The following is a 22,775-nucleotide window of genomic DNA, read 5'->3' as shown; positions in this document are numbered from 1 at the left end:
GGCCTGCGGCCGCCCCCGGCGCGACCTCTCGCCCGGATATTTTTCATTTAAAAACAAAAACTACCAACACATACAGAACCAATACCACCATAAGAAAACCGAAACTCAAAATAAACGGATTCCGGTACCATTCGTGCGGTAGGTCCTGTATCCACGGTGTGACAAGCGGGAGCGGTGACTTCTTTTTTGCTTTGTCAAGGCGCAGCGGCGGCGGTTCCTCGTCCTCGATGGACGAGAGGCCGGTCTTGACCTCCTGGATTTCCTTGACAAAGCGGGCGCAGTCCGGGCATTCCCGGAGGTGGGGGAGAAGCTCGTCGGTCTTGCCGGACATCACCTTCTCGATGAGCGCCTCTTCGTCCGGCACATGCACCTGCTTGCTATCCATGCGTCTTGCTCCTTGCGCATACGTCCCTCAGCCGCTTGATCGCCCGGCACATCTTCACGCGCACGTTGCTTTCGGTGAGGTCCACGATGCGGCCTATCTCGGCATACGAATACCCGGCCTTGAGATGAAGATACAATATGCACCGCTCGGTTTCAGAAAGCTCCTCGAGCATGTCCCAGAAAAATCCGTCGTGCGGGTCGGTGTCGGTGCTCTGGAAATCGGCGGTGTAATGCGCGCGCAACCGAGAAAAGCGCGAATGAGCGCGGAACGTGTCGTAGCAGGCGTTCTTGGCCATGGTGTACAGCCAGCGCCTGATGCCAACCTCGTCATCCGGCGCCGAATCGCTTTTCCACAGCCGTATGAAAATGGTCTGGAGGATGTCCTTGCTCGCCTCGGTGTTCCTGGTCATCCATAGAATATAGTTGTACAGGCTTTTGGCGTGGATGCTGTACAAGGCGTTGAAGGCTTCGTTGTTCATGAATATCAGATTTTACTAAAGGGAAACTGATTATGTCAATTAAAAATAAAATGGCGTTTCCCTCCGCCTCGCAAAAGCTCGGCGTGGGGTCGGCCCTCCTTCCGGTCTCGGGCTTGCCCTCGGGCTGCCACGGCGCGAGGCCGCTTCGCGGGGCGCCGGGCAGCACCGCGCTTCAGCGCGGCCTCCAGTCCTGCCTGCTCGCATTTGTTTATCCTCCGTATTTCTATTCTTTGATATGCATTTTGCTTTCAACATTCAACTTCAAACTTCCGACATCCAACTTCACATTGAAAACACCAGAGGATAAACAGCCTCTGTTATGTCCCCCGGCTTGTCTATCTTACCGAAGTTCCACTTCTTGACAATGGCGATCACCTGGTCCGACAGATCGGAACCCTGCAGGGTCGCGGTGAGCACGTCGCAGAAGATCACGTTGCCGAATTCGTCGATCGCGAACTTCACCGTGATTTTTCCCGCCGTGTTGGGATGCTGGCGCAGCCATTTGTTGTATGCATACCTGATGGTAATGAGGTTTTCCTGGACCGTGTGCAGGATGCTCGACTTGGTTCTTCCGCCGGTGAGAATGGCATGGTTGATCTCATTTGCAGCTTTGTTGATTCTGTCAAGAGCGTTGTCGTGCTGCCTCGGCTTGGGGTCCAGCGGCGCGCCGTCGGGTGCAAGGAGGTTGGCAAGCGGGTCGTCAAGGCCGGTACCGACGCCGGGCTGCACACCGCTCGGGCCTATTCCGGTGCCTACGCCGATTCCCGGCTCGAGCCGCCGCCCAGTTCCAGGTCCTCCGCCGTTCTTAAGCGGCCTCTTGCCGACAAGGCATACATCAATGCCCTTGTCAATGCCGGTTGATGCTCCACCCTGGTCAACGCCCGTTGAAGCAACTCCTATCAGGCGGTTCGCCTTCATCCAGAACGCCTTCATGCGCGCTATGCGGGAGGCAGGGCTTCCCACGCCGCCATGAGGCTGCCCGTTTCCATAGTATTTACCGGTTGGTTTTAATACTTTTATTTTCGCGGGCGGCTTGGGCATGCTGGTAAAGTAGCTGGTGGGCGTAAGCTCAACCACCTGCGGTGAAACAATGACGGTTCCCTGATCACCGGTCTTAAAAGCAGGGCCGATGAAATCCGGCGGCACGCGCACCACGTGGATCGTTGCGAACACGGCGCCGGTGATAAAGGCAAGCGCGAGGCACGCGGTCTCAATCCTGGACAGCCGCGATTCCTTGTCAATGGTGAATATGTCCTTGCGGCCTTTTAATTTTTCCAGGAAATCTTTGAGCGGAATTATCCTGCCGGGTTCCGGCTCCTGCTCTTCATCGTCACTATCAACCCGCGGCGAGCCGTCGAGCACTCTTTTATCTGCACTCATAGGTGCCTCCTTTGCACTTGGGCGGTCTTTACTGGCCAGGATGTGTGTCAAGGTTCAGTAAAGACCTTTTCTCCTCTTCATAAGTTATAACGCTGTGAGGGAGGGGAATGTTACAGGGGATGATGAATGGCGGGGAAAAAAAGGGCAAGCCAGGATTGGCTTGCCCTTGGGATCATCAATAATACCCGAAATTAATACTTCGCATCCGCAAACTCTACCCACCCGCCGGCCTTTACCAGCGCCTCGTCAAACGGGTTGAGTGAAAAGCTCACCGAGCGGCTCTTGTCGCGGGCCCATGAGAAAATCATGGTTTTCTCCGAAAGGTCAACGTCGCACATGGTGCCGTTTTTATCGCAGTCCGCGAAAAGGCCGTCGAGTTCTGCTTTCGGCAGCTCGATGGCCAGCATGCCGCAGTTGAACATGTTCTGCCGGAAGATGCGGGCGAAACTCTCGGCGACCACCGCGGTGATGCCGTTCACCTCGAGCGCCCACGGCGCATGCTCGCGCGACGAGCCGCACCCGAAATTAGCGCGTGCAATAATGACACGGCAATTTTTTGACGCCAGTTTTTTCGGATCAAACCCTTCGAGCTTCAGGTCTTCGAGCAGGTGAGGGCCTAGAGCCTCTTTGGTCACTTCGTTTAAATATTTTGCAGGAATTATCTCATCAGTATTTATATCTGATCTGTCCAGGAATAATACCGGTCCACCAAAAGTTTTCATGGTTACTTCCTTTCCTTGATAAATTTTCTGGGATCAGTCAATTTTCCCGTGATCCCGCTCGCCGCCGCGCTTGCCGGGCTCATCAGGTGCACCATGCCGCCCTTTCCCATGCGGCCGTAAAAATTCCGGTTCGTGGTTGACGCGCACACCTCGCCCTCGGCGAGAACGCCGTTGCTCATGCCAAGGCACGCCCCGCAGGTCGGGTTGGTCACGCAGTAGCCGGCGTCCATGAACGTCTTGATGATTCCAAGCTTCATGGCCTTGGCGAAAATGTCGCGCGTCGCCGGGCTTAAAATGCCGCGCACGCCGGGCGCGAGCCGCGTGCCTTTTACTACGGACGCGGCGGCGCGCAGGTCCGACAGCCTACCGTTGGTGCACGAGCCGATGTACACCTGGTCGATCTTGACATCGGAGAGCTCCTTGAGCTTTTTCACCTGGTCGGGCTTGTACCCTACCGTGGCAACCGGTTCGAGCCTCGACACGTTGAGCGTGATTCTTTTTTCGTAAACCGCGTCCGGGTCGGAATGCCATTTTATAAAATCGGCGAGCGCGGCCGCTTTGCTGTTGCGGTACTGTTTCGAAATGAACGGCCACAGATAGTCGACGGTCTGCCTGTCCGGCATGCAGATGCCGCTCGTGGCGCCCGCCTCCACCGCCATGTTGCACAGCGTCATGCGCTCGTCCATGATCATTGCGTCAACCACCGGGCCGGCAAACTCGATCACGCGGTCGGTGGCGCCGTTCACCGTGAGCGTGCGGATCACCTCGAGGATCACGTCTTTCGCGAACACGCCTTTCGGCAGTTTTCCCGTAATGTCAATGCGGATGGCCTTCGGCGCCCTGAACGCACAGACGCCCTTGAGGATCCCGACCTCGAGGTCGGTGGTGCCCACGCCCGCGGCAAACGCGCCGAACGCGCCGTGCGTGCACGTGTGGCTGTCGCCCATGATCACGGTGTTGCCGGGACGTATGAACCCTTTTTCCGGAAACAGGGCATGGCACACGCCGTTGTAACCGATGTCGAAGAAGTCGCGGATCTTGTGCCGCGCGGCCCAGTCGCGCAGCGTTTTGGCCTGCGTCGCGCTCTTGCTGTCCTTGGGCGGCGTCACGTGATCGATGACCGCCTTGATCTTCGAGGCGTCGAACACGCGGTCCTTGCCGCGGGCCACAAGGTCCATGATCGCGATGGGCGTGGTGATCTCGTGGCACATGACCACGTCGATGGCCAGCACTGTGGTGCCGGGAAACGGCTCGTCCTTGACATGCGCGTCGAATATTTTTTCGGTGATAGTCTTTCCCATATTGCTTTTCTTCCTTTCTTTTAAAAATGTTGGCGTTCCCCTCGCCTTCGTTAAAACTCAGGCTCGGGTCGGTCTCCCTTCGGGCTCGGCCGGCAATTTGCTCTTGCTTACCCTCCGGTCCACCTAACGCGTCGAGAGTCTACCGTTTCTTTACAATCGCCAGTGACTCCAACCGGAGCCAACGTGAAATTTCAACCACGTATAACATTTAACCTTTACTACTATCGCTCGCGGGTGCGCCCAGCGGATGAATGAATCTTGCCGCTGCCGGTACCCGGCCGCACCCAGGAGGGGGAAACTTCCCCCACCAAAAATCTATTTCTCCTCCAAATAATCCTTATGCGGCGGCAGGGCGTTCCACACCGCCCTGAAAATTCTGGTGCTTTTATTCATAAGTTTATGGGGCAGGTGCGAGTTGTATGAAACGCTGTCGCCCGGGCCGATCTCAAATTCCTGCCCCTGTACCATGAGCGCGGCGTTTCCTTCCAGCACATACCCCATTTCCACTCCTTCATGGCCGTTGCCCGATATGCCGGCCTCTTTGCCCGGCGCGATTTCCAACAGCAGCATTTCGGCGGGATGGCCCGCGTCGCCGCTCGTGGCGAGCTGCTCGAACCTGACGCCGCGGGTCTGCGTTGACAGCCGCTTTCCCCGGTGGTGCACGCGCACCGGCGCGTCGGGCGAGATCCTCCTGAACAGGTCGGCCACGTCCATCTCCAGCGCCACGCACACCGCCACCAGCGTGTCGATGGACGGCGACACCGCGCCCCGCTCGATCTGGGAGAGCATGCTTGTTGAAATGCCGGCCCGCCGGGCGACTTCGCCCTGGTTTTTATGGATTTTCTGGCGGAACACCCTGAGAATGGTGCCGATTTCCGGAAGAACGGATTTAAGTAATACTTTATTCATTACAGTAATTATAAAACATTTCCGGACCAAAAGCAAGCACTTTATTTGCGCCATGGTTGAGGCGACGGGATATTATTTTTTTATTGTTTAACGGAAATCGTTTCAGGAGAATATATGCAGAACAATGAAGACAAGAAAACCGCCCCGCAGGGCGGCGGCGGCGCCATGCACATAGAGGACCTTGACAATCTCAAGAAGCTCACCGACCTCCGCTGGATCGAGATCGCGAGCGGCGACGTGGAGCGCCACATCCAGGACGACGAGAGCGCGCTCGACATGATCGGCAAGAAGCCCGGCACCTACTACCGGGACATCATCTTCGCGCTCATCCAGATCCGGCTCCCCGAGGAGGAGGCGCAGCGCGACTGGAAGGAGATCCTCAAGCACAAGTTCCTCATCAGCGAAAAGCTGGGCCGCAACGTGGGCATCCACGTCGCGTCGCTCGACTACTACACCAACATCAAGCGCAAGCTGGTGAACCCCAAGATCGTTGACGCGCGCGACTACGTCGACACCGCGAGCCGCGCCCTCGTCGATGACTTGACAAAGGCGTACAACCGCCATTTCTTCGACGAGGAGTTCAAGCGGCTTTTCGCGGCGGCGACGCAGACGGGAACGGTGTTCTCGCTCATCATGCTCGACCTCGACCATTTCAAGATCTACAACGACCTCAACGGCCACATCCAGGGCGACCTCGCGCTCATCGAGACGGTGAGGATCCTGCACGCCGTGTGCAGCCCGGACGACACCGTGGCGCGGTACGGCGGCGAGGAATTCGCCATCCTGCTGCCGTCGCAGCCGCTCAACCACGCGCTGCGCACCGCGGAGAACATTCGCGCCGCCATCTTCGATTACCGGTTTGTCAATGAGCAGCAGCTGCCCAACAAGCGCCTCACCGCGTCGCTCGGCGTCACCGCGTTTAGGGGCGAGATCAAATCCACCGTCGCCATGATCGAGGAGGCGGACTCGGCGCTGTACCAAGCCAAAAACGCCGGCCGTAACCAGGTGAAGGCGTTTCTGAGCGGCGCTCAGGAACAGCAGCCATGAAGCTTCAGCGCATTACCGGCGCAACGCGCCTTGTCGGGCTGCTCGGCACTCCGGTGGCGCATTCGCTTTCGCCCGTCATTCACAACCACATCTTCGCGGCCTTGGGCCTTCCGCTTGCCTATGTGCCGCTCGCGGTGCGGCCACACGAGCTCCATGCCGCGGTGCTGTCGCTGCGGGCCGCGGGGTTTGCGGGCGCGAACGTCACCATCCCGCACAAGCAGGCCGTGGTGCCGTACTGCGACGTTGTGTCGCCGCTGTCCGCGCTCACCTGCACGGTCAATACGCTTTACTTTAAGGATAACGTTCTGCACGGCACGACCACGGACTGGGAGGGCTTTGAACGGGCGCTTAAAAAAGCGGGCATCGACGCGAAAAAGGGCAACATCGTGATTCTCGGCAACGGCGGCACGGCGCGCACCTTCGCGTTCGCGCTTGCATCGCAGAAAATCCCGTCGAAACTCACCCTGGTGGGCAGGGACGTCAAAAAAATTTCGCGCCTTGCCGAGGAGGTGACCGTTAAGACGAATTTTCCGGTCGCAACGGCGCTTTTTTCATCCGGTGATCTGAAACGCGTCATGGATGATTGTTCCTTGTGCGTCAACTGTACGCCGGTGGGAATGTTCCCCGACAGTGAAAATTCGCCGCTTGAAGGCGACTATTTGCACAAGGGAATGGCGGTATTCGACGTGATTTACAATCCGGCAAAGACAACGTTGTGCAAACGGGCGGAAAAAGCCGGCTGCGTAAGCCAGGGAGGATTGTCCATGTTGGTCCATCAGGCGCTTGCGTCGTGCGCCTATTGGATCGGCCGCGCCGTGGACGAAACGATTGTTGACATGGCGGAACTCGGGGCGCTGGTCGAATCGCCCACGCGGCCCGGAGCGGACGCATGAAGTGGCGCGTGAGAAAATCGACCCTTTCGGGCGCCATCGCCATACCGCCGTCAAAATCGCACACCATCCGCGCGCTGGTGATCGCCACGCTGTCAAAAGGCGTTTCGCAGCTTTCCAACATCCTCGCCACCGGCGACGGCGCGTCCGCGATTGCCGCTGCGAAAAGCATGGGCGCTGAAATTGAAATCGCCGGGAAAAACCTGCGGGTCACCGGTGTGGGGAACGATTTTAACCGCGGATCCGACACGTTTGCAATGGAGAATTCCGGCACGAGCACCAACCTGTTCGCGTCCGTCGCCGCCCTGGGAAGCAGACTGCGCAGGTTTGACGGAGACGAGTCGCTGCGCTCGCGTCCGTTTATGCCGGTACTCGAGGCCCTGAAGGGACTCGGCGCGGAATTCGGGTTGGAGCGCCGGGGAAGCGATCTTCCGTTTTGGGTGCGCGGCCCGATCCGTGGCGGGAAAACAACGGTGAACGGTTTTTCCTCCCAGTTTGTTTCGAGCCTGCTGTTTGCGTGCCCGTGCGCGCCGAAAGACTCCGACATAAGCGTCGAGAACCTGCACGAGCGTCCCTATGTCGAGATGACCATGCGCTGGCTCGACCGCCAGGGGATCCGGTACGAGGCATCGTCCGATCTTTCGCATCTCCGCGTCTTCGGCGGCCAGGCGTACAAGGCGCTCCATTACACCGTGCCCGGCGATTTTTCCTCCGCGACCTTTGCCGCCGTTGCCGCCCCGCTCACCGGCTCGCGCATAGCGCTGCAGGGACTTGACTTCAGCGACTCGCAGGGCGACAAGGGCGTGTTCGACGTGCTCGGCGCCATGGGCGCGGCGGTGAGCAGGGAGCCGGGCGGCGCCGTTGTCGGGACAACCGGAGACCTGCGCGGCATGGAAATAGACCTCAACGCGATGCCCGATGCCCTGCCCGCTTTCTGCGTGCTCGGATGCGTTGCCAAAGGAGAAACGAAAATCGAGAACGTGGCGCAGGCAAGGATCAAGGAGACCGACCGCATCGCGGTGATGGCCGAAGAGCTTAAAAAAATGGGCGCGGATATAAAAGAAGAAAAAGACGGCTTGACGGTAAAGCGCTGCCGGCTTAAGGGCGCGCAGGTAAACGGCCGCGGCGATCACCGGGTGGTCATGGCGCTGGCGCTCGCGGGCATGGCCGCGGACGGGGAGACGGTGGTTGACACGGCGGAAGCCGCGGCGGTGACCTATCCGACGTTCCTTGAGGATTTCAGGGCTCTGGGTGCGAACATTGAGATTGTTGAATAAAACGACGGGAAACAAATCATGGAGATAACCGTTCATCTCGGACCAAGGTCATATCCAATCGTCCTGGATCATGGCGCCTTTAATGATTTTCCGGCGCGAGTAAAAAAACTGTTTCCGGATTCCAGATTCGCGCTCGTCACAAACGTCACTCTTGCCCGACTGTACCGACCGGTGATTTCATCATGGAAAAAGAAACTCTCATGCGAGGCCCTTGCCATTCCTGATGGAGAAAAATATAAAACCGTTGCAACATGGCAGTCCGTTCTCGATTTCCTGTTGAAATCACGGCTCGACAGAAAATCGGTGGTGATCGCCCTGGGCGGCGGCGTGGTGGGAGATGTGGCCGGGTTTGCGGCGGCATCGTTTTTGCGCGGCGTGGCGTATGTGCAGGTCCCGACAACGCTCCTTGCCATGGTGGACTCAAGCGTGGGCGGAAAAACGGCGGTGGACCATGCGCTCGGAAAAAACCTGATCGGCGCGTTCCACCAGCCGTCGCTGGTGTGGCTCGACACCGCGTTTCTCACAACGCTGCCGTGCAGGGAATTTCTGGCGGGCTACGCAGAGCTTTTCAAATACGCATTCATCGGCGGCAGGGAAATGTTCGCTTTCGTGCTTAACAACCATGAGAAAATGATTGCGGGTGATACGCAGGCGCTGTTTTCGGGCATCAAACGCTCGCTGGAAATAAAAGCCGCCGTTGTTGAAAGCGACGAAAAAGAGGTGAGCGGCCGGCGTGCGCTCCTCAATTTCGGGCATACGTTCGCCCATGCGATCGAGCGGTTCTATCATTTCAGAACGGTCTTGCACGGCGAGGCCGTATTTGCCGGCATGCGGTGTGCTTGCGATCTGGGAATGCGTTTCGGATCAATCCCGGCACCATCGCGCGGTCCTTACAGCTCCCTGCTGTCCAAACTTCCTACGATAAGGCTTCCCTCCACCCCCGATGCCGGGGGCCTTTACCGCGCCATGTTTACAGACAAGAAGATGTCCGGCGGCAAGCTGGTGTTCGTTCTGCCGCGGAAACCGGGTGTGTCGGCGCTGTACCGTGGTGTGCCGGAAAAACTGGTGCTTGAAACGCTGCGCGGCGTCCTCGGATAAAATCAAATTTTACAATGGAAAGCGGACGGGACGCCCGCGGCCCGGGAAACGTTACAACTGCTTCAGCAGCTCATCAACTGTTTTGCAGGTGTGAAGCGCAATCTCGAGGTTCAAGCTGTCATCATGGTCGATGGCGGTTTCGCGCCTGGGCCTTCCACAAAGAAAGGGAATGCGCCGTTTGACGGAAGATTGAACAGTTTCTTTTTTCTGGCTCGATGTCTTTCTTTCCATACAATTTCCCTTCACAAAGCCCTCTTCTTAATAGTCGTCAAAAAAGAGCAACAAGTTTAATTTTTGCGGTTAAAATCAACAAAAAAATACATCCTTACTACGAACAATGCGGCGTAAAAATTTGATAATATGCACAACAAATCAAATATTTTATTATTTGAAGATGCGACACAGAGTCATGCCTGTTGAAACGGCCATTTAACTGGTTGATTCCGGAATTTAAGATGTTAAATCGAAAAATTTTATAAATCCGAGAAGGAGGATTAATCATGAAATTTACCATCACCTACTGCGGCATGTGAAATTACCGACCGCGGGCCGCCGGTCTGGCGGACGAACTGAAAAGGAAATTCGGGGCAGAAAGCGTTCTTGTCGAATCGCGCGGCGGGGTATTTGAGGTCGAGCTTGACAGAAGCCTGCTATTCTCAAAGAAAAGACTCGACAGGTTCCCGGATGAAGGCGAAATCGAAACGCTGGTGAAGGCAAAGCTCTCGAAGAAATGAATGCCGAACAATGATCCATTATAAAGTGCATCCTGAAAATCCGCAGCGCCGGATACTCGAAAAGACCGTTTATTCTCTTACGCACGATGACGGCATCTGCGTGTATCCCACCGACACGGTGTACGGCATCGGCGCGTGCGCGACAAACCCCAAAGCGCTCGACAGGGTCAGCGCCGTCGTCGAGAAGGACAAGGCGCGGCTGTTCTCGTTCATCTGCTCGGATTTTTCCCAGATGAGCAGGTATGTGCAAATCGACAACGCTCATTTCAAGCTCATGAAGCATTACCTGCCCGGCCCGTACACGTTCATCCTTCCCGCCACATCATATGTGCCGAAAAAGGTGAGCCCCAAGCGGCGCACCGTGGGCATACGCGTGCCCGACAACAGAGTATGTCTGGACCTGGTGCACATGCTCGGCGAGCCGCTGGCGAACGCATCCATCAGAATGAAGGATGACCTGCGCGGAGAGCCCGAGGCCATCGCGCCGGCCATCATACACAACGTGGACATTTTTCTCGACATGGGCAGGCTTGACAATCCGGTAAGCTCGACCATTGTTGACCTGACCGGTCCCGAGCCGGTCGTCGTGAGGATGGGCAAAGGGGAGTGGAAGGGATAGAAAAATCACCACAGAGACACGGAGAACACAGAGAAAATAAAATAATAAGACAAGGAACAATGAATATCATGGGAAAAGAACTCGACCGGTTTGTTGAAATCGTAAAAACGCTGCGCGGGCCCGGCGGCTGCCCGTGGGACCGCGAGCAGAACAACAAGAGCATCTTGAGCTGCCTGCTCGACGAGGCGTACGAGTTCTTCGAGGCGGTTGACGAAAACGACAACCATAAGATGTGCGAGGAGCTCGGCGACCTCCTGCTGCAGGTGGTGCTGCACGCGCAGATCGCGAAGGACGAGGGAAGGTTCGACCTCGAGGACGTGGCGCGGGAGATTTCCGACAAGCTCATCAGGCGCCATCCGCACGTGTTCGGCAATGCAACAGTGGGGTCGTCAAAAGAGGTGATCCATAACTGGGAGCGCATCAAGAAGGACGAGAAGGAGCACCGCAAATACCTCGTGGACGACATTCCCGACGCCCTGCCGGCGCTGTTCAAGGCCGAGAAGATCCAGCGCCGCGTGGCAAAGGTGGGCTTCGACTGGAAAGACCTGAAGCCGGTGCTTGACAAGGTGGAGGAGGAGTTCGGCGAATTCAGGCAGGCGCTCGAAAAAGGCGACCAGAAAAACGCCGAGGAGGAGCTCGGCGACATCATATTCGCCCTTGTCAACGTCGCCCGGCACAAGCGCATCTCCGCCGAAGACGCGCTGCGCGTGACGGTGAACAAGTTCGCCAAGCGGTTCCGGTACATCGAGGACCGGTACAAGAAACTCGGCAAAGACATCCACAAGGCGCCGCTTGAGGAGATGGACAAATTCTGGGAGGAAAGCAAGAAGGCGGTGAAGAGTTATTAATCAATTAATAATTAGATGACCTTTGCCGTAGGTGTCATTCCCGCGAAAGCGGGAATCAATGTTTGATTGTTGACTGGACTCCCGCGTGTGCGGGAGTGACATTTATCAATCTGTTTTTGCTCTGATTATTTTGAGGCGATGAAGAGCGAAAGATCATGATTTATGGATGATATTGCCGAAAAATCTAATAAAATTAAAGCATTGGTATTTAAACGGTTCGTCATCAAGATAACAGGCTTTTCGCTTTTATTCGCGTCCGGCATTGTTGTCCCGCTGACGGTTCGCGCCCTGCACCTGTTCAGGAACTTCACCATCGGTCAAGAAAGACCCGAGAATATTTACGGAATTCTTGCGCTGGTAATAGGGCTGCTCGGAATCATAACCTCGATACAATACTTGTACAACTCGATAAAGTTGTTAAAGGAAAAGGTGCGGAAACATCAACCGGCGCATGAGTCGAACTAAGCAAGGAAGACCGTTCGGCGAACAAGAAAATAGCAGACCGGGAGAAATTCCCCAATGTCCATCCTCTCCGTCCCGCCCCTCTGGCTCAATGTCGCGGCCGGCGCTGTCACCATCATTCTCGGGCTTGCATATCTTGTCAGGTCAGGCGCAATAGTCAGGGATTTTAAAGTCATCATCAAAGGATTGCAGCGCGTCCTTTCCATGGCGCTCATCTGGCAGGGGCTTACGCTCATCTTTCTCGGAATTCTCGTAATAGTGCTCGCATTGTCGGGCCAGCGGGAGCACACGGCCAAAATTGTCTCAAACCTGTGCGCCGGCATGCTGCTGGCGCTGGGGATCGTGACCGGCGGCACCGGCGGTCAGAGCGAGTACATTCTGTTTCGCATCGGACAATTCGCCCTGATCGTCGCGGCGATGATGATTTTCGTGGGGAATATTCCGCGATAGGACCCTAATGGAAATGTTCTTTTCCGCGATTGCCGGATTTATTCCTGCGCCTGAAGCGGCCTGAAGCCCGCAACGATCTGGTCCACCTCGGCGGCGATCGTCTGCAGTGTTTTCTTTGAAAAGGTGGACGTGAACGCGTATGCCTTTCCGTCAATTATCAGGTAAAGCTGCTTCTGGTACAGCGCCTGCTGGTCGGTCGGCATGTATTTGTAGACGACTTCATGCGCCTTGATTCCTGACGGCAGCGTTTTTTCCCCTTCTTTGATCATCTGGAACCCGGGCAGCGCCTCTTTTGACGTTGCCATCTGGCTTTTCACGTAGTCGGCCAATTCGGTTTTTTTACCCACCGTCGCGTCAACGAGGAGCACGATGTTGTGCTGGACGCCGCTGTCGAGCGGGCCCTGATACGTGAAAACTGTCTTGTCCTCCCAGCCGTCAGGCAGGGCGATCTGGAACTGATGGTTGAAGCCAGCCATGGGAAGCTACCTTTTTTTTGGTTTTGTTTTTGGTTTTTTTGGAACGAATTTCGAGAGGTCCCACAACGAAACTTGCCCCTTGCCGAAAACAACAAGCCCCTCGGGCTCGGTTATCCACGCGGCGCGGTCCTCGTTTTTCCCTTCGGCAACGACGAACGGAGGGAGAAACCCGCTGGGAAGGTCGGGGTCGAGATATACCAGCACATGATTCATGGCGCGTTTGCCCTCGTTGTCTATGGTCGCGGTGAAAAACACCCATTTGCCGGACGGCGACATCATGAGGTTTTTCTGACCCAAAAACATGCCCGCCGGCATGGCGATTGACGAAACTTTGCTTGACTTCCAGGAAATATAATTGATCGCGGGCATTTTGGTGTCGGCATTGGTGGCTGAAACAACGGCATGCCTGTGCCGGTCGGACATCACCAGCCCGTAAATCAAAAACTGCCTGAATTCCCGGTCGAGCAAAGCGCACAGTGGATGGCTTATTGGCGAAAGCGTGTTGTCGAGCGCCTTCCACGGCTCGGAAGCATCTTTGCGCTTGTTGCGGTAGATGACGACGTCTTTGCTGAAAAACACAGGCGGCTGCTCGTTCAGAGGATGCTCGATAACGATGCGTGACAGGGTTTTTCTCACCCGGACATCATCATACACCAACGAATGCAGCGTGGCGTCGACAACGCCCTCCTCGCCGACCGAGGGCGACACCTCGGCGATGATGAGCAGCCGGTCGCTGCCCGCGATTTTTCCCTGGAAATACTTGGTCTGAAAATCGGCTCGCGGCGAGGCGGTGGTGTATTCGACCGACACCCTGTTTTCCGGCCTGTCAAGTACCGCAACCTCTGCGGCCGAAAGCAGCACAAGGTTGTGCTCGTCCTCGGAACCGAGCACGCTCCGTGTCCCGCCCTTGTATTCCTCGGCCGAAACGGTGTCGACGCCGATGATGCTCTGGCCGGAAAAAGTGACAATTGCGAACCTGGACTCGAACGAGCTGACGACTGCTTCTATGCCGACGCGGCAGGGAAGGGGGAGGGTGAAGGCGCCGTGAACGGTTTCGGTGAAGGGAATGACGGCGGGCGCACAAAAGGGCTCGGGCGCGGGTGCGGTTGAGGGCGTGCGCACGTGAGCGGTTTTTCCAAAAGCGGTTGTCAGTGAAAGTGCTGTGACAAGGATTATACCTCTTATCAGAATCATCATCTAATCTTTCCTGACGTCCACCATAGGAACCATGAGACACCGAAACCTGCAGTTACATGAATAGTTTACCTTCAAGGCTTTCCCCAGTCAACAAGCTCCGCGCGAAACTTGCCGGTAATCTGTCGATCCATTGATATTACTGATACCATTCCCCGCAAAGCTGGTCTTTGGTGTAGGAGAACTTTTCTCTATTCGAAAATTCTATTGTATAGTTGATATTTTTAGAGGAAACATTTCCAAGATTGACCGCGATGGTTTTTATTTTGGATGATGTGTAATTGGAAGGTAAAATGATAGTATCATCAAAGGAAACGCCGCCAATTTTTTTAATATCATCAATCCCTTTTTTGCATGCGGAAGATAAACCTCCGGCCGAGAGCGAAACAGCCTTGAAATAAGCCTCGCCATCCAAGGCCGATATTCTAAAACGAATAAACCACCGTAGTGTATCGACATTTATGATGACGTTAACCGGAATGTCGAATGAAAGCTGAACCAACATATGCGGAGCGGCTTTAAGCGTCAGGCTATCATATGAAGTCATGACCGAGGTAATGGCGTCAATAGCTCTACGCAATGTGTCGTAATGAAGACAATTATCTTTAATCTGCCTGATCGAATCGGGATTTCTAACATGCTTATCATGAATAAACCATTGGACCTGTTCGGTATCTTTGCATTTCTGGCAGAACCACTCCTCTTTGTCAAAAAATGCCTCGAAACCTGCGCGATCGCCGTACGCTTCATAGAATAAATATTCAAACAGCGGATCGTGAATCTGCTGTAAAACCAACGCCAAGTGGTTTTCCCAGGATCGGTTGATTGTCGGAAAGGTAGACCATTGGTAATATTTTTTCAAGGTATTGAGGAGTATCGGCAAAGAGAATGAATAAAAAACCGATTTGAATCTTCCAGAATATTTTTTTTGAATAGAATCTACCTGCGCCGGCGGCATGTCATGCAGTTTGGTGCGTATCTTCGAAAAAGAAATGCAGCCTTCTTTAACAGGCGCAGCATCGCAAAGTTCCAGCAATTTATCCTTTATGCTTTTTGGGAAATGCTTGTTTTCATCACAGTTCAACTGGCGACAGCATGCAATGAAACCACAACCATCCGCAATAACCCCAGCCAAGGTCAGAAGCAGCGAGTCTCCGGCATAAAGATCGATTCTGTTGGAAATCGCACAAAGGTTTACCGGTGAATTCTCCCAATGCCGGATTCTTCTGAACTCGGCAATGATTAAAGAATCTCTGGTGGTAAGCGATCCTATTTTTATTACAGGTCTTCCACTCCGTCCATGCGTTCCGTCGGGATGCAACATTGTGTCAATACCATAGATTGAAATGACGACGCTTGTAATAGATTGAAAATTAACTGGGGATTTTGCAAAAGAAAATGAGATCAGAAAAGAGAATAGGCAAAGAAAAATGCGCAGAATAAAATTTGAATTTAATATGGTCATATCAAAGAGGCGGAAAATATATAAATGTTTACTATGGATTGTTTATTACTTGGGTTTCGGCTTTTTCTATTGCCTCCCTCAGGCTATGGAATTTATCATTTGTAATGTCAGGACTTATACCCTTTCCCTTATTCCAATCTATTGCCGTTTGCAAGATAAGTTCCCTGTTTAGGCCAACCCATCCAATAATATTTTCCATTATTACATTTGTATATTGTGACCAAAGCCTTCGATTTGCCTTTATTCCCTGGAAGCATGATTCCAAAACGAGCAATTTCAGATTTTTCAATTGCTTTGCATAGTTTGGATAAAAGGGAGTGCTTCCGTGAACCATCTCAAAACCCCCTTCCGGCCAGCCATGGGCGGCCACGACAATTATAATGGCTTCCCTGTCGGTGAATGCCTTTTGAAAATCCTTGTAAACAGCAACATTTTCTATTCCCCTGACATAAACATTTTCTTCCCCATGTTTTTTCTTGGCTCGCGTAATATCATCTTCCCAGGAATGAAACAATTGCTTGGCAGTCTCATAAATCTTTTTTTCTTTTTCATCACGGGTAGGAGGATTGGCAACGTCTGGGTAATTTTCGTAATCGGGAATACCAAGTTTCAATTCAAATGCCCATAAAAAATAAACTTTGTTTCCTTTTTCTGTTATTTCATCGTCCTCATGAAGGACAAGATTATGCTTTTTGTTGGTTTGGATTTCAAAATTGCCGCCGGGTTCCATAAGATGTTTAGCCTGTTTTTAAATTGGTACTATCTGAAAAACCGGTATATTATTTAATAATGATGAAGCCTAATTTGCCGGGTTGAATATTTTTAATCCGAATATTTCCTTGGTTGTCAAGGGTCCCCTGCCCGATTTCTCCTGATGGTAGCAAAGCCTTGTATTGTTTGTTTTTCATCGGATTTCCTTTTTTATCCTTTACCGTAATCTCTACCCAATCCTTCAAATACAGCGCCCCCGACTGTTCTTCCATTTCCCCGATCTTCACCCTAAAAAAGAAAAACGGCCTTGAATACTTTTTATGCTTTTCCTTTGCGTCGCAAATGGCCAGGTATTTCTCGTCCACCTGCATGGCCCACTGTTTTTGTATCTGGCCGCCGCTGAAGCCTGCTTCCATTGTGTCAAGCAGGTGGTCGGTGTAGTTTCCGTCGCGCACGTAAATGTCGATGATGGCCTTTTCGCCGTCTTCAACGCCCATGGTGTCGATCTGCATGGTGACCGCTTTGCCCACGTCTGATTCCCGTGCCGACCACTTGGCGCCGGTGATGGCGCGCAGGGTTACGGTGTAGTCGCCTTCGTCAATGCCGGTGAGTTTGATGCTGCCGCCCAGCACGCCGGCGCGCTTGGCATTGTCCGGACATGACATGACATACCGCACGCCGCCCACGGGAAGGTTCGCGCCGTCGACAAAGCTCAGGTCAAGGTAATGATCTTTTGTTTCGTCCGTTTGGGGCGATTGCCCCGCGACCGCAGCGCTGTGCAGCGCGCCCGCCGTGCCGGTGCCGCCCGCGCCGCCGGCTCCCGCGCCCGCGCCGCCGCCCCCTGCGCCGCCGCCTGCTTCACCGATAAGAACGGTCATGCACCCGAGGATGATGGAGCTCGGCGGGCCCACGCACACGGCCATGTCGCCCATGCGCGCCGCGGGCTTGCCGCCGATCAATACGCCGGTGCTCCCGAGAGAAATCGGCCCTCCGACATGCGGGATAGGCGGGGTTCCGGGAGTCGCCATGGGACATACATGCATGTCTCCGAGCGTGGCCGCCGGCATGCCGCCGATGAGCACCGTGGGGCAGCCAGGCCCCGTGATGGTGCCGCCGTGCGCGGTCATGTCGCCAAGGCGTGCTGCGGGTTTTCCCATTGATAGGTCCTAAAAAGATAAAATAGCCACAGAGACCTAGAGGGCACAGAGACAAATAGAATCAAAAAAGAAAAAATGAATTGTTATTACAGAACCATTCGTTTGATTCCGTCACGTAAAGATGATACGTTAAAATTTATTATCAATCCAGTTTTCTTTCCCGTCATTTTCAAGTACGATAACAGTTGAGCTTCAAAAATTTTGTCAAACCGGTCGACGGCGTTTAGTTCAACAATAACCTGGTTTTCAACCATTAGATCCAGACGGAAATTTCCTAGAATCTTTCCTTTATAACTAACAGGCAGTGGCACTTGTCTCTCATGTGTGATTTTATTCAGGACAAATTCATGGCATAGAGCCTCTTCATAAATCGCACTTGGCCCTGGCTTGCTTGAGACGCTTTATGTACTTCAATGGCACCTCCAATCGCCTTTTCAGTTATTGCATTATCATTCACTCTCATTTTTTCTGTGTTCTCTGTGTCTCTGTGGCAATTTTATATTCCTAATTAGCAAACGGAACATATCTGATCGTCACTTCGATCCCTTTCGACGTGGGGATGGTTGAAATGTACCGCCAGATGTCCCATTGCTTACCGCCGAGAAAAATGGTGCCCGACTGCATCATATAATAGGTGGTGCGGCCGTCCTGCCGGAACCGGACCATTTTGCCGTTTTTAATCAAAAGCGTCTTGAGGACCGCGATGAGCTTCGTGACTTGTTCGCCGTCGCTGATGGCGCGCATGCCGGTGTTCAGGCCTTTTTCTATTTTCGCAGAGTCCTGCTTCCATGCCGCCGATGGTTCGCTGCTGTAAAGACTGTCGATGTATGTTTTTATCCGCCAGGGGTCGTCGTCGCCGATCGTCAGCGCCGGCGATTTGATGACGCCGAGATCGTTGGGGTTTATGGTAAGCTTCGAAAGGATGTCGAAGAGGTCGAACCGGTTGTCGGTCGGGTCCAGAAGCTCGAAATCCGACATGCAGAGCAGGTCATACCGCGCGCCTTTCCGGGTATCCTCGAATTTTATCTGAATGAGCGCCGTGGTGAAGGGCGTGTCGCAGTCGAACCAGATGAAACCTTTCCGCATGTTCACTTCTTCGCGCGTCAGGGTCGTGGGTGGTTCGGCCTTGGCGTCCCAGTCGCAGGTGTATTCGAAGGCGGGCTTTTCGTCGAGCTTGATTTTCATTTTGGTGGGCACGGTGTTGTCTTCAAGGCATATGTAATCTTTTCTGCACCCGGCGCCGAAGATCATGCCTTTGAATTGCCGTTTCTCGGAGAATTTAATGTCGATCCATTGCTGCTCGCCGGTCACCTCGCCGGCTTGCTGCCAGTAGGTGGTTGAGTCATTGTCGAAAATGTTGGGAAGTTTGTTGATGCTCGGCGCGTTCCTGGCGCCCATATATTCCGATGACGCGCGCACGATCGCGGTTTTTCCCAGCACGGTTAGCGTGTCGGTCACGATGTAGACAATGGCAAAGCTTTGAGAAAGCAGGGCGGAGAACATCAGCGTGAGGGAAAGCGAGAAGAGCCGGTTGATTTTGATAATCATAAGTGATCCTTTGTTTGGTTTTTATGGGTTGGGTCATTCATAAAATGCCATATTCCACTGCCCGAATGCACGAAAGACCGGCAATCCGTTCAGTTGATCATCACGATCCCGCCTTTTACCTTTGCCATGGCGCTGCCGCCCACTTCGGTCATCATGCCGTCGATCTTGGTCTGCATGCCGCCCTTGAGCGTCGCGTTCATCTGGCCCTCCGCCGAGAAGTTCATGCCTGCCTTGGCCTCAACGTCCATGTCCGCACTCTGGCTTATCTTCATCGCCTTGACGGTGTAATCGCCAGTGGCCTTTTCCTCGATTTTCCCCTGCGACGTCATCTTGATGTTGGCCGCAGTGATCGTGAGGTCCTTCGACGCGCTTATCGTGATCTCGCCCTGCGAGTCGAGCAGCAGCTTGCCGCCGTTTCCGTCGAGCGTCACCTTGTTCTTGCCCGCCGAATCGGTGAGGCCGATCTTCTTTCCGTCGTCGTCCATTTCCATGAGGTTGCCGGCCTTTGTCTGGATTGTCAATTTCTTGTTCTTGTCGTCGATGTTTATCACGTGGCCTTCCTTGGTGGTGATCACGATGCCCTCGCTGCCGCTCTTGTAGGTCATGGTGATGGAGTGGTCCTTGGCGTTCCACGAAACGCATTCGTTTTTGTCATCGAGGAGAAGTTTGTTTTTGTCCTTGGTCTGGAGAAAAACGCATTTCTGGTCGTCGTCCATTTCGAGCGTGTGCTGCGATTTGGTGGTGAGCCGCGCCATCTGCTTGCCGTCGTCGTCGTCAAGGAGGAACTCGTTGCCGCCGGCGGTGCGGATGATGTTCTGCTGCTTGTTTGCGCTCACCACCGGCGAAACGGTGTTGGCGTTGGGCACCATGGAGAGGCCCAGCGGGCGGTTGGGGTCGCCGTCGATGCAGGCCCAGACCATCTCTGCGCCCTCGTGGGACGGGAAGTGCATGCCGTAATTGGAGCCCGCATACGGCTGCGCGAGGCGGAGGTAGCGCGACGCTTCATAGTTTTTCGCGTTTGACAAGTCAAAGGGCATGCGCACCTTGTACCGGCCCATGTCGTCAAGGCCCGCGTAGCTCGATCCGTTGGCCTCCACGGCCGCGGTCATGATGCCGCTCACGCGCGGAACAGGGGTCGCAAGCGGCGGCCGGAACAGTTCGGCCTGCGACGCCGGGATGCAGACGAAGCTGTTGGCGTAGGTGTAGGTACCGTCGCCTTCGGTGGTGTGGGTGCCGCGGTGCGCCACCCGCGTGAGCACGTACTTGCCGTTCAGGCTGTCGAGGAAATGCTCCTGCAGGGTGAAGCGCTTTCCGGCGCGCATGCCGCGGCAGTTGCTGTTGCCCTCCATGCGCACCTTCTGCGACGCGAGCCGGTTGGCCTCGATCTCGGCGCAGCGGTCAGCCTCGGTGGTGTTCTTGAAATGGCCGCCGTAGCGGTACACCGTGCCGGCGTCGCCGGACTTCACCGGCTTGCGGCCCTTGAGGTCTATTTCCGGCGTGCGGTAGTTGAAATCCTTGAGCAGCACTTCCTTCGGGATGATCCTGCGGTGCAGCTCGATGGCGTCCACCGATTCCTTGTCGCTTGTGTCAATCTGCTCCGCCATGCCCGAGGCCGACCTGAACAGGAGGTCGGACGCGGAGGAAATGAATTCGAACGACGACGCCTTGTCGGTGATCACCATCTGTTCGGCGCCGCAGCCGTCGAGCTCTTCGGCAAGAATGGGATTTTCCTTGAAGAAGTACCAGATGCCCGCCGCCTCCATGAGCCTCGAGATGAAATCGAGGTCTGATTCCTGATATTGTACTACGTACTCAAGTTCGGGATATTTTCCTTCGTCAACCTGAAACGCGTACGAATCGGACAGGTTCGCGTCGTCGAGCACCTGCTTGACGATCTGGTTCACTTTTTTCTTCTGGAAAATGCGGGTCTGCATGTTGAGGGAAAGGAGCCACAGCCGCGGCACCAGGGTCACGCTGTAGTTCGCGCGGCCGTATCCCCTGCCCAAAAACCGGAATTCGGACACGATGCCCGAATAAGGGTAGTATTCGCCGTCACGAAATACATACAGCGTCGCCGCCTTGTTGATGACGTCGTCGGCGGAAATATCGTCCTTTTGCGAGATGAGCTCGATGCCGAACGAATACACCGATGATACCGCGTCGGTGCCGGAAAAATTGATGACCTCAAAGGTTTCCTTGGCAAGGCTGCCGCTGAAAAAATAGAATTGCGGTTGGTTTGCTTTTTTGGCTGGCATGGAGGAGCCTCCTTGTAATTGTCAGGGAAGAATTTCCGCTTTTAGGAAATGGCATTCGACAGCAGGCGGATGCCTACAGAAATATATAATAGGGGGAACGCGGGATTTGTGACAGGTGTCACAGGCCAAACGTCACGGCTTTTGCAGGAGCGCCGCAAACCGGACGCAGCCGGAAGGATCGATGTCCATGGTGTTTTCAAAATAAAACAGCTGCATGTTCATCTGTCCGCGGTGGTGATAGATTCTATTGACAAAATGCGGTACGTCGTAAATCCTGCCGTGGCGGTTCCCATAACCCTTGAGGCAATGCAGGGTAGCGTCGGGCTCGAAGAAAATGCCTTCCTTCGGCAGCACCGACGGGTCGGTGATAACGGCGTAATGCGTGAAAAGGTACAGCGGGACAATGACCACCCTGCCGCCCGGCGAAAGCACCCGCTGCGCCTCGCGGATAAAACCGGTATCTGAGCCGCCTTCGAAATGTTCGAAGGAGCAGTGAAGCGCCATGGCGCTCGCAAAGTCATTGGCAACAGGCATGTTATCCGCGTTGCCGCCGATCACGTGGTCCGTCAACGCAGATTCAAACGCGAGGTCCTGCCGGTAACTGGTGCAGCCGTACAGCTCCGAATACATCTCCGGCACCGGCGAATTGTTGTTCGCCACGTCGATGTAGCGGTCGTGGGCATTTAGCCCAAGAAGCTTTGCGGCAAGAAAATGCTCCAGTGATTTTTTGGGAAATTCCGGGGTGCGGCCGCCCTTGAGGTATTCCGGGAACCGCCGATACCGCGCGGCAGCGCAATACCGTTCGTATTCGTCTTTGTCAATGGACACCGTCTTCACCGGGATGCCCGCGGCGCCCAGGTCGGAAATGATTCTTGTATAGGTTTCGGGCGTGTCTATGATTTCCGCCGAGACTTTCGGCTCGCGAAGGCTGTTGAAACGGCGCTGCCAGAGAAAATTGGTTTTGTACCAGCGCAAAAGGACATACCAGAGCTTCTGGGGTTTGAAGAGTGTGTTGCGGAGATTGATGAAAAAGGTGCCGGCCATGATTACAAAAGATAGGTGAAGGCATGGCGGGGAGGGAATGATTTAGATTATAAACATTAGACGCAAGCAGTTTCAAGATGATGGGGGTAATGCGAAACTATCCGTGGATGGAGAAATCCATGCGAAAAATATTTGTTATAAGTATATTGTCAATTATTTATCCCTTTGGATAAGTTTTTGCATTGTTCAATATTCCATTGATTGACCGGGCATATCCCTATCTCGCCTTTTTTCCATTCCTTGCCTTGCTTTATTGCTTGGTAAAAGTTGTTGTTGAGACTAGGAGAATGGTTATTTCGCATTCTGCAAAAAATATTTATGGCAT

The 22,775-nt window shown here is 54.3% G+C and carries 24 protein-coding genes; 9 read left to right on the top strand and 15 right to left on the bottom strand.

Features of this window, described 5'->3' with window-relative positions:
• Positions 1-43: 43 nt before the first annotated feature.
• From VLX68_03845 to VLX68_03820, 6 genes are all read right to left on the bottom strand, one after another.
• A complete protein-coding gene (locus VLX68_03845) occupies positions 44-385 on the bottom strand; it encodes a hypothetical protein (protein HUI91361.1) in 342 nt (113 codons plus the stop codon).
• Positions 378-863: a sigma-70 family RNA polymerase sigma factor gene (locus VLX68_03840; protein HUI91360.1), complete on the bottom strand. Its 486-nt coding sequence runs from the start codon at positions 861-863 to the stop codon at positions 378-380. The genes VLX68_03845 and VLX68_03840 overlap by 8 nt, the downstream gene beginning before the upstream one ends.
• A 282-nt stretch (positions 864-1,145) precedes the next feature.
• Entirely contained in the window at positions 1,146-2,243 is a 1,098-nt protein-coding gene (locus VLX68_03835) for an AgmX/PglI C-terminal domain-containing protein (protein ID HUI91359.1), read from the bottom strand.
• A gap of 191 nt (positions 2,244-2,434) precedes the next feature.
• Positions 2,435-2,965 (bottom strand): hypothetical protein, encoded by a 531-nt coding sequence (locus VLX68_03830; protein HUI91358.1) that lies wholly within the window; start codon positions 2,963-2,965, stop codon positions 2,435-2,437.
• Between the two features lie 2 nt (positions 2,966-2,967).
• Positions 2,968-4,266, bottom strand: a complete 1,299-nt coding sequence (locus VLX68_03825) for a 3-isopropylmalate dehydratase large subunit (protein ID HUI91357.1) — start codon at positions 4,264-4,266, stop codon at positions 2,968-2,970.
• A gap of 315 nt (positions 4,267-4,581) precedes the next feature.
• Positions 4,582-5,175 carry a cupin domain-containing protein gene (locus tag VLX68_03820; GenBank protein HUI91356.1) on the bottom strand — a complete coding sequence of 198 codons (594 nt, stop codon included), beginning with the start codon at positions 5,173-5,175 and terminating at the stop codon, positions 4,582-4,584.
• A 114-nt stretch (positions 5,176-5,289) separates the two neighbouring features.
• Between VLX68_03820 and VLX68_03815 the strand changes: the two genes are divergently transcribed.
• Genes VLX68_03815 through aroB form a run of 4 tightly spaced genes read left to right on the top strand, consistent with a single transcriptional unit; the run spans position 5,290 to position 9,487 of the window.
• Positions 5,290-6,222 (top strand): GGDEF domain-containing protein, encoded by a 933-nt coding sequence (locus tag VLX68_03815; GenBank protein ID HUI91355.1) that lies wholly within the window; start codon positions 5,290-5,292, stop codon positions 6,220-6,222.
• Positions 6,219-7,115, top strand: coding sequence for a shikimate dehydrogenase (gene aroE, locus VLX68_03810; protein ID HUI91354.1), 897 nt, complete (start codon positions 6,219-6,221; stop codon positions 7,113-7,115). The genes VLX68_03815 and aroE overlap by 4 nt, the downstream gene beginning before the upstream one ends.
• Positions 7,112-8,389 (top strand): 3-phosphoshikimate 1-carboxyvinyltransferase, encoded by a 1,278-nt coding sequence (gene aroA / locus VLX68_03805; GenBank protein ID HUI91353.1) that lies wholly within the window; start codon positions 7,112-7,114, stop codon positions 8,387-8,389. The genes aroE and aroA overlap by 4 nt, the downstream gene beginning before the upstream one ends.
• An 18-nt stretch (positions 8,390-8,407) precedes the next feature.
• Positions 8,408-9,487, top strand: coding sequence for a 3-dehydroquinate synthase (gene aroB, locus VLX68_03800; GenBank protein HUI91352.1), 1,080 nt, complete (start codon positions 8,408-8,410; stop codon positions 9,485-9,487).
• Between the two features lie 51 nt (positions 9,488-9,538).
• Here the strand turns inward: aroB and VLX68_03795 are convergent, their stop codons facing one another.
• On the bottom strand, positions 9,539-9,718 hold the full coding sequence (locus VLX68_03795; GenBank protein HUI91351.1) for a hypothetical protein: 180 nt from the start codon (positions 9,716-9,718) through the stop codon (positions 9,539-9,541).
• Positions 9,719-9,987: 269 nt separating this feature from the next.
• Here VLX68_03795 and VLX68_03790 point away from each other — a divergent pair, with 269 nt between their 5' ends.
• The 5 genes from VLX68_03790 (at position 9,988) to VLX68_03770 (ending at position 12,600) form a co-directional block, all read left to right on the top strand.
• On the top strand, positions 9,988-10,221 hold the full coding sequence (locus VLX68_03790; GenBank protein HUI91350.1) for a SelT/SelW/SelH family (seleno)protein: 234 nt from the start codon (positions 9,988-9,990) through the stop codon (positions 10,219-10,221).
• A gap of 10 nt (positions 10,222-10,231) precedes the next feature.
• Positions 10,232-10,840 (top strand): L-threonylcarbamoyladenylate synthase, encoded by a 609-nt coding sequence (locus tag VLX68_03785; GenBank protein ID HUI91349.1) that lies wholly within the window; start codon positions 10,232-10,234, stop codon positions 10,838-10,840.
• A 68-nt stretch (positions 10,841-10,908) separates the two neighbouring features.
• Positions 10,909-11,688, top strand: a complete 780-nt coding sequence (mazG, locus tag VLX68_03780) for a nucleoside triphosphate pyrophosphohydrolase (GenBank protein ID HUI91348.1) — start codon at positions 10,909-10,911, stop codon at positions 11,686-11,688.
• A gap of 162 nt (positions 11,689-11,850) precedes the next feature.
• On the top strand, positions 11,851-12,153 hold the full coding sequence (locus tag VLX68_03775; GenBank protein ID HUI91347.1) for a hypothetical protein: 303 nt from the start codon (positions 11,851-11,853) through the stop codon (positions 12,151-12,153).
• A 54-nt stretch (positions 12,154-12,207) separates the two neighbouring features.
• On the top strand, positions 12,208-12,600 hold the full coding sequence (locus tag VLX68_03770) for a hypothetical protein (protein ID HUI91346.1): 393 nt from the start codon (positions 12,208-12,210) through the stop codon (positions 12,598-12,600).
• A 38-nt stretch (positions 12,601-12,638) separates the two neighbouring features.
• Here VLX68_03770 and VLX68_03765 read toward each other — a convergent pair whose 3' ends face one another.
• The 8 genes from VLX68_03765 to VLX68_03730 form a co-directional block, all read right to left on the bottom strand.
• On the bottom strand, positions 12,639-13,076 hold the full coding sequence (locus tag VLX68_03765; protein ID HUI91345.1) for a DcrB-related protein: 438 nt from the start codon (positions 13,074-13,076) through the stop codon (positions 12,639-12,641).
• Between the two features lie 6 nt (positions 13,077-13,082).
• Positions 13,083-14,273, bottom strand: coding sequence for a hypothetical protein (locus VLX68_03760; GenBank protein HUI91344.1), 1,191 nt, complete (start codon positions 14,271-14,273; stop codon positions 13,083-13,085).
• 136 nt (positions 14,274-14,409) lie between these two features.
• The gene (locus VLX68_03755; protein ID HUI91343.1) at positions 14,410-15,594 is read right to left on the bottom strand and encodes a hypothetical protein; all 1,185 of its coding nucleotides are present in this window, start codon (positions 15,592-15,594) and stop codon (positions 14,410-14,412) included.
• Positions 15,595-15,766: 172 nt separating this feature from the next.
• Positions 15,767-16,465 carry a hypothetical protein gene (locus VLX68_03750; GenBank protein HUI91342.1) on the bottom strand — a complete coding sequence of 233 codons (699 nt, stop codon included), beginning with the start codon at positions 16,463-16,465 and terminating at the stop codon, positions 15,767-15,769.
• Between the two features lie 49 nt (positions 16,466-16,514).
• A complete protein-coding gene (locus tag VLX68_03745) occupies positions 16,515-17,603 on the bottom strand; it encodes a PAAR domain-containing protein (GenBank protein ID HUI91341.1) in 1,089 nt (362 codons plus the stop codon).
• A 504-nt stretch (positions 17,604-18,107) separates the two neighbouring features.
• A complete protein-coding gene (locus tag VLX68_03740) occupies positions 18,108-19,151 on the bottom strand; it encodes a hypothetical protein (protein HUI91340.1) in 1,044 nt (347 codons plus the stop codon).
• An 89-nt stretch (positions 19,152-19,240) separates the two neighbouring features.
• Positions 19,241-21,406: a type VI secretion system tip protein TssI/VgrG gene (tssI, locus tag VLX68_03735; GenBank protein ID HUI91339.1), complete on the bottom strand. Its 2,166-nt coding sequence runs from the start codon at positions 21,404-21,406 to the stop codon at positions 19,241-19,243.
• A gap of 132 nt (positions 21,407-21,538) precedes the next feature.
• Positions 21,539-22,450, bottom strand: a complete 912-nt coding sequence (locus VLX68_03730) for a methyltransferase domain-containing protein (GenBank protein ID HUI91338.1) — start codon at positions 22,448-22,450, stop codon at positions 21,539-21,541.
• Positions 22,451-22,775: the final 325 nt, after the last annotated feature.

The organism is Chitinivibrionales bacterium (genome assembly GCA_035516255.1).
Taxonomy (GTDB): domain Bacteria; phylum Fibrobacterota; class Chitinivibrionia; order Chitinivibrionales; family FEN-1185; genus FEN-1185.
The sequence above is the reverse complement of the archived record's forward strand: the minus strand, read 5'-3'. Positions and strand labels throughout refer to the sequence as shown.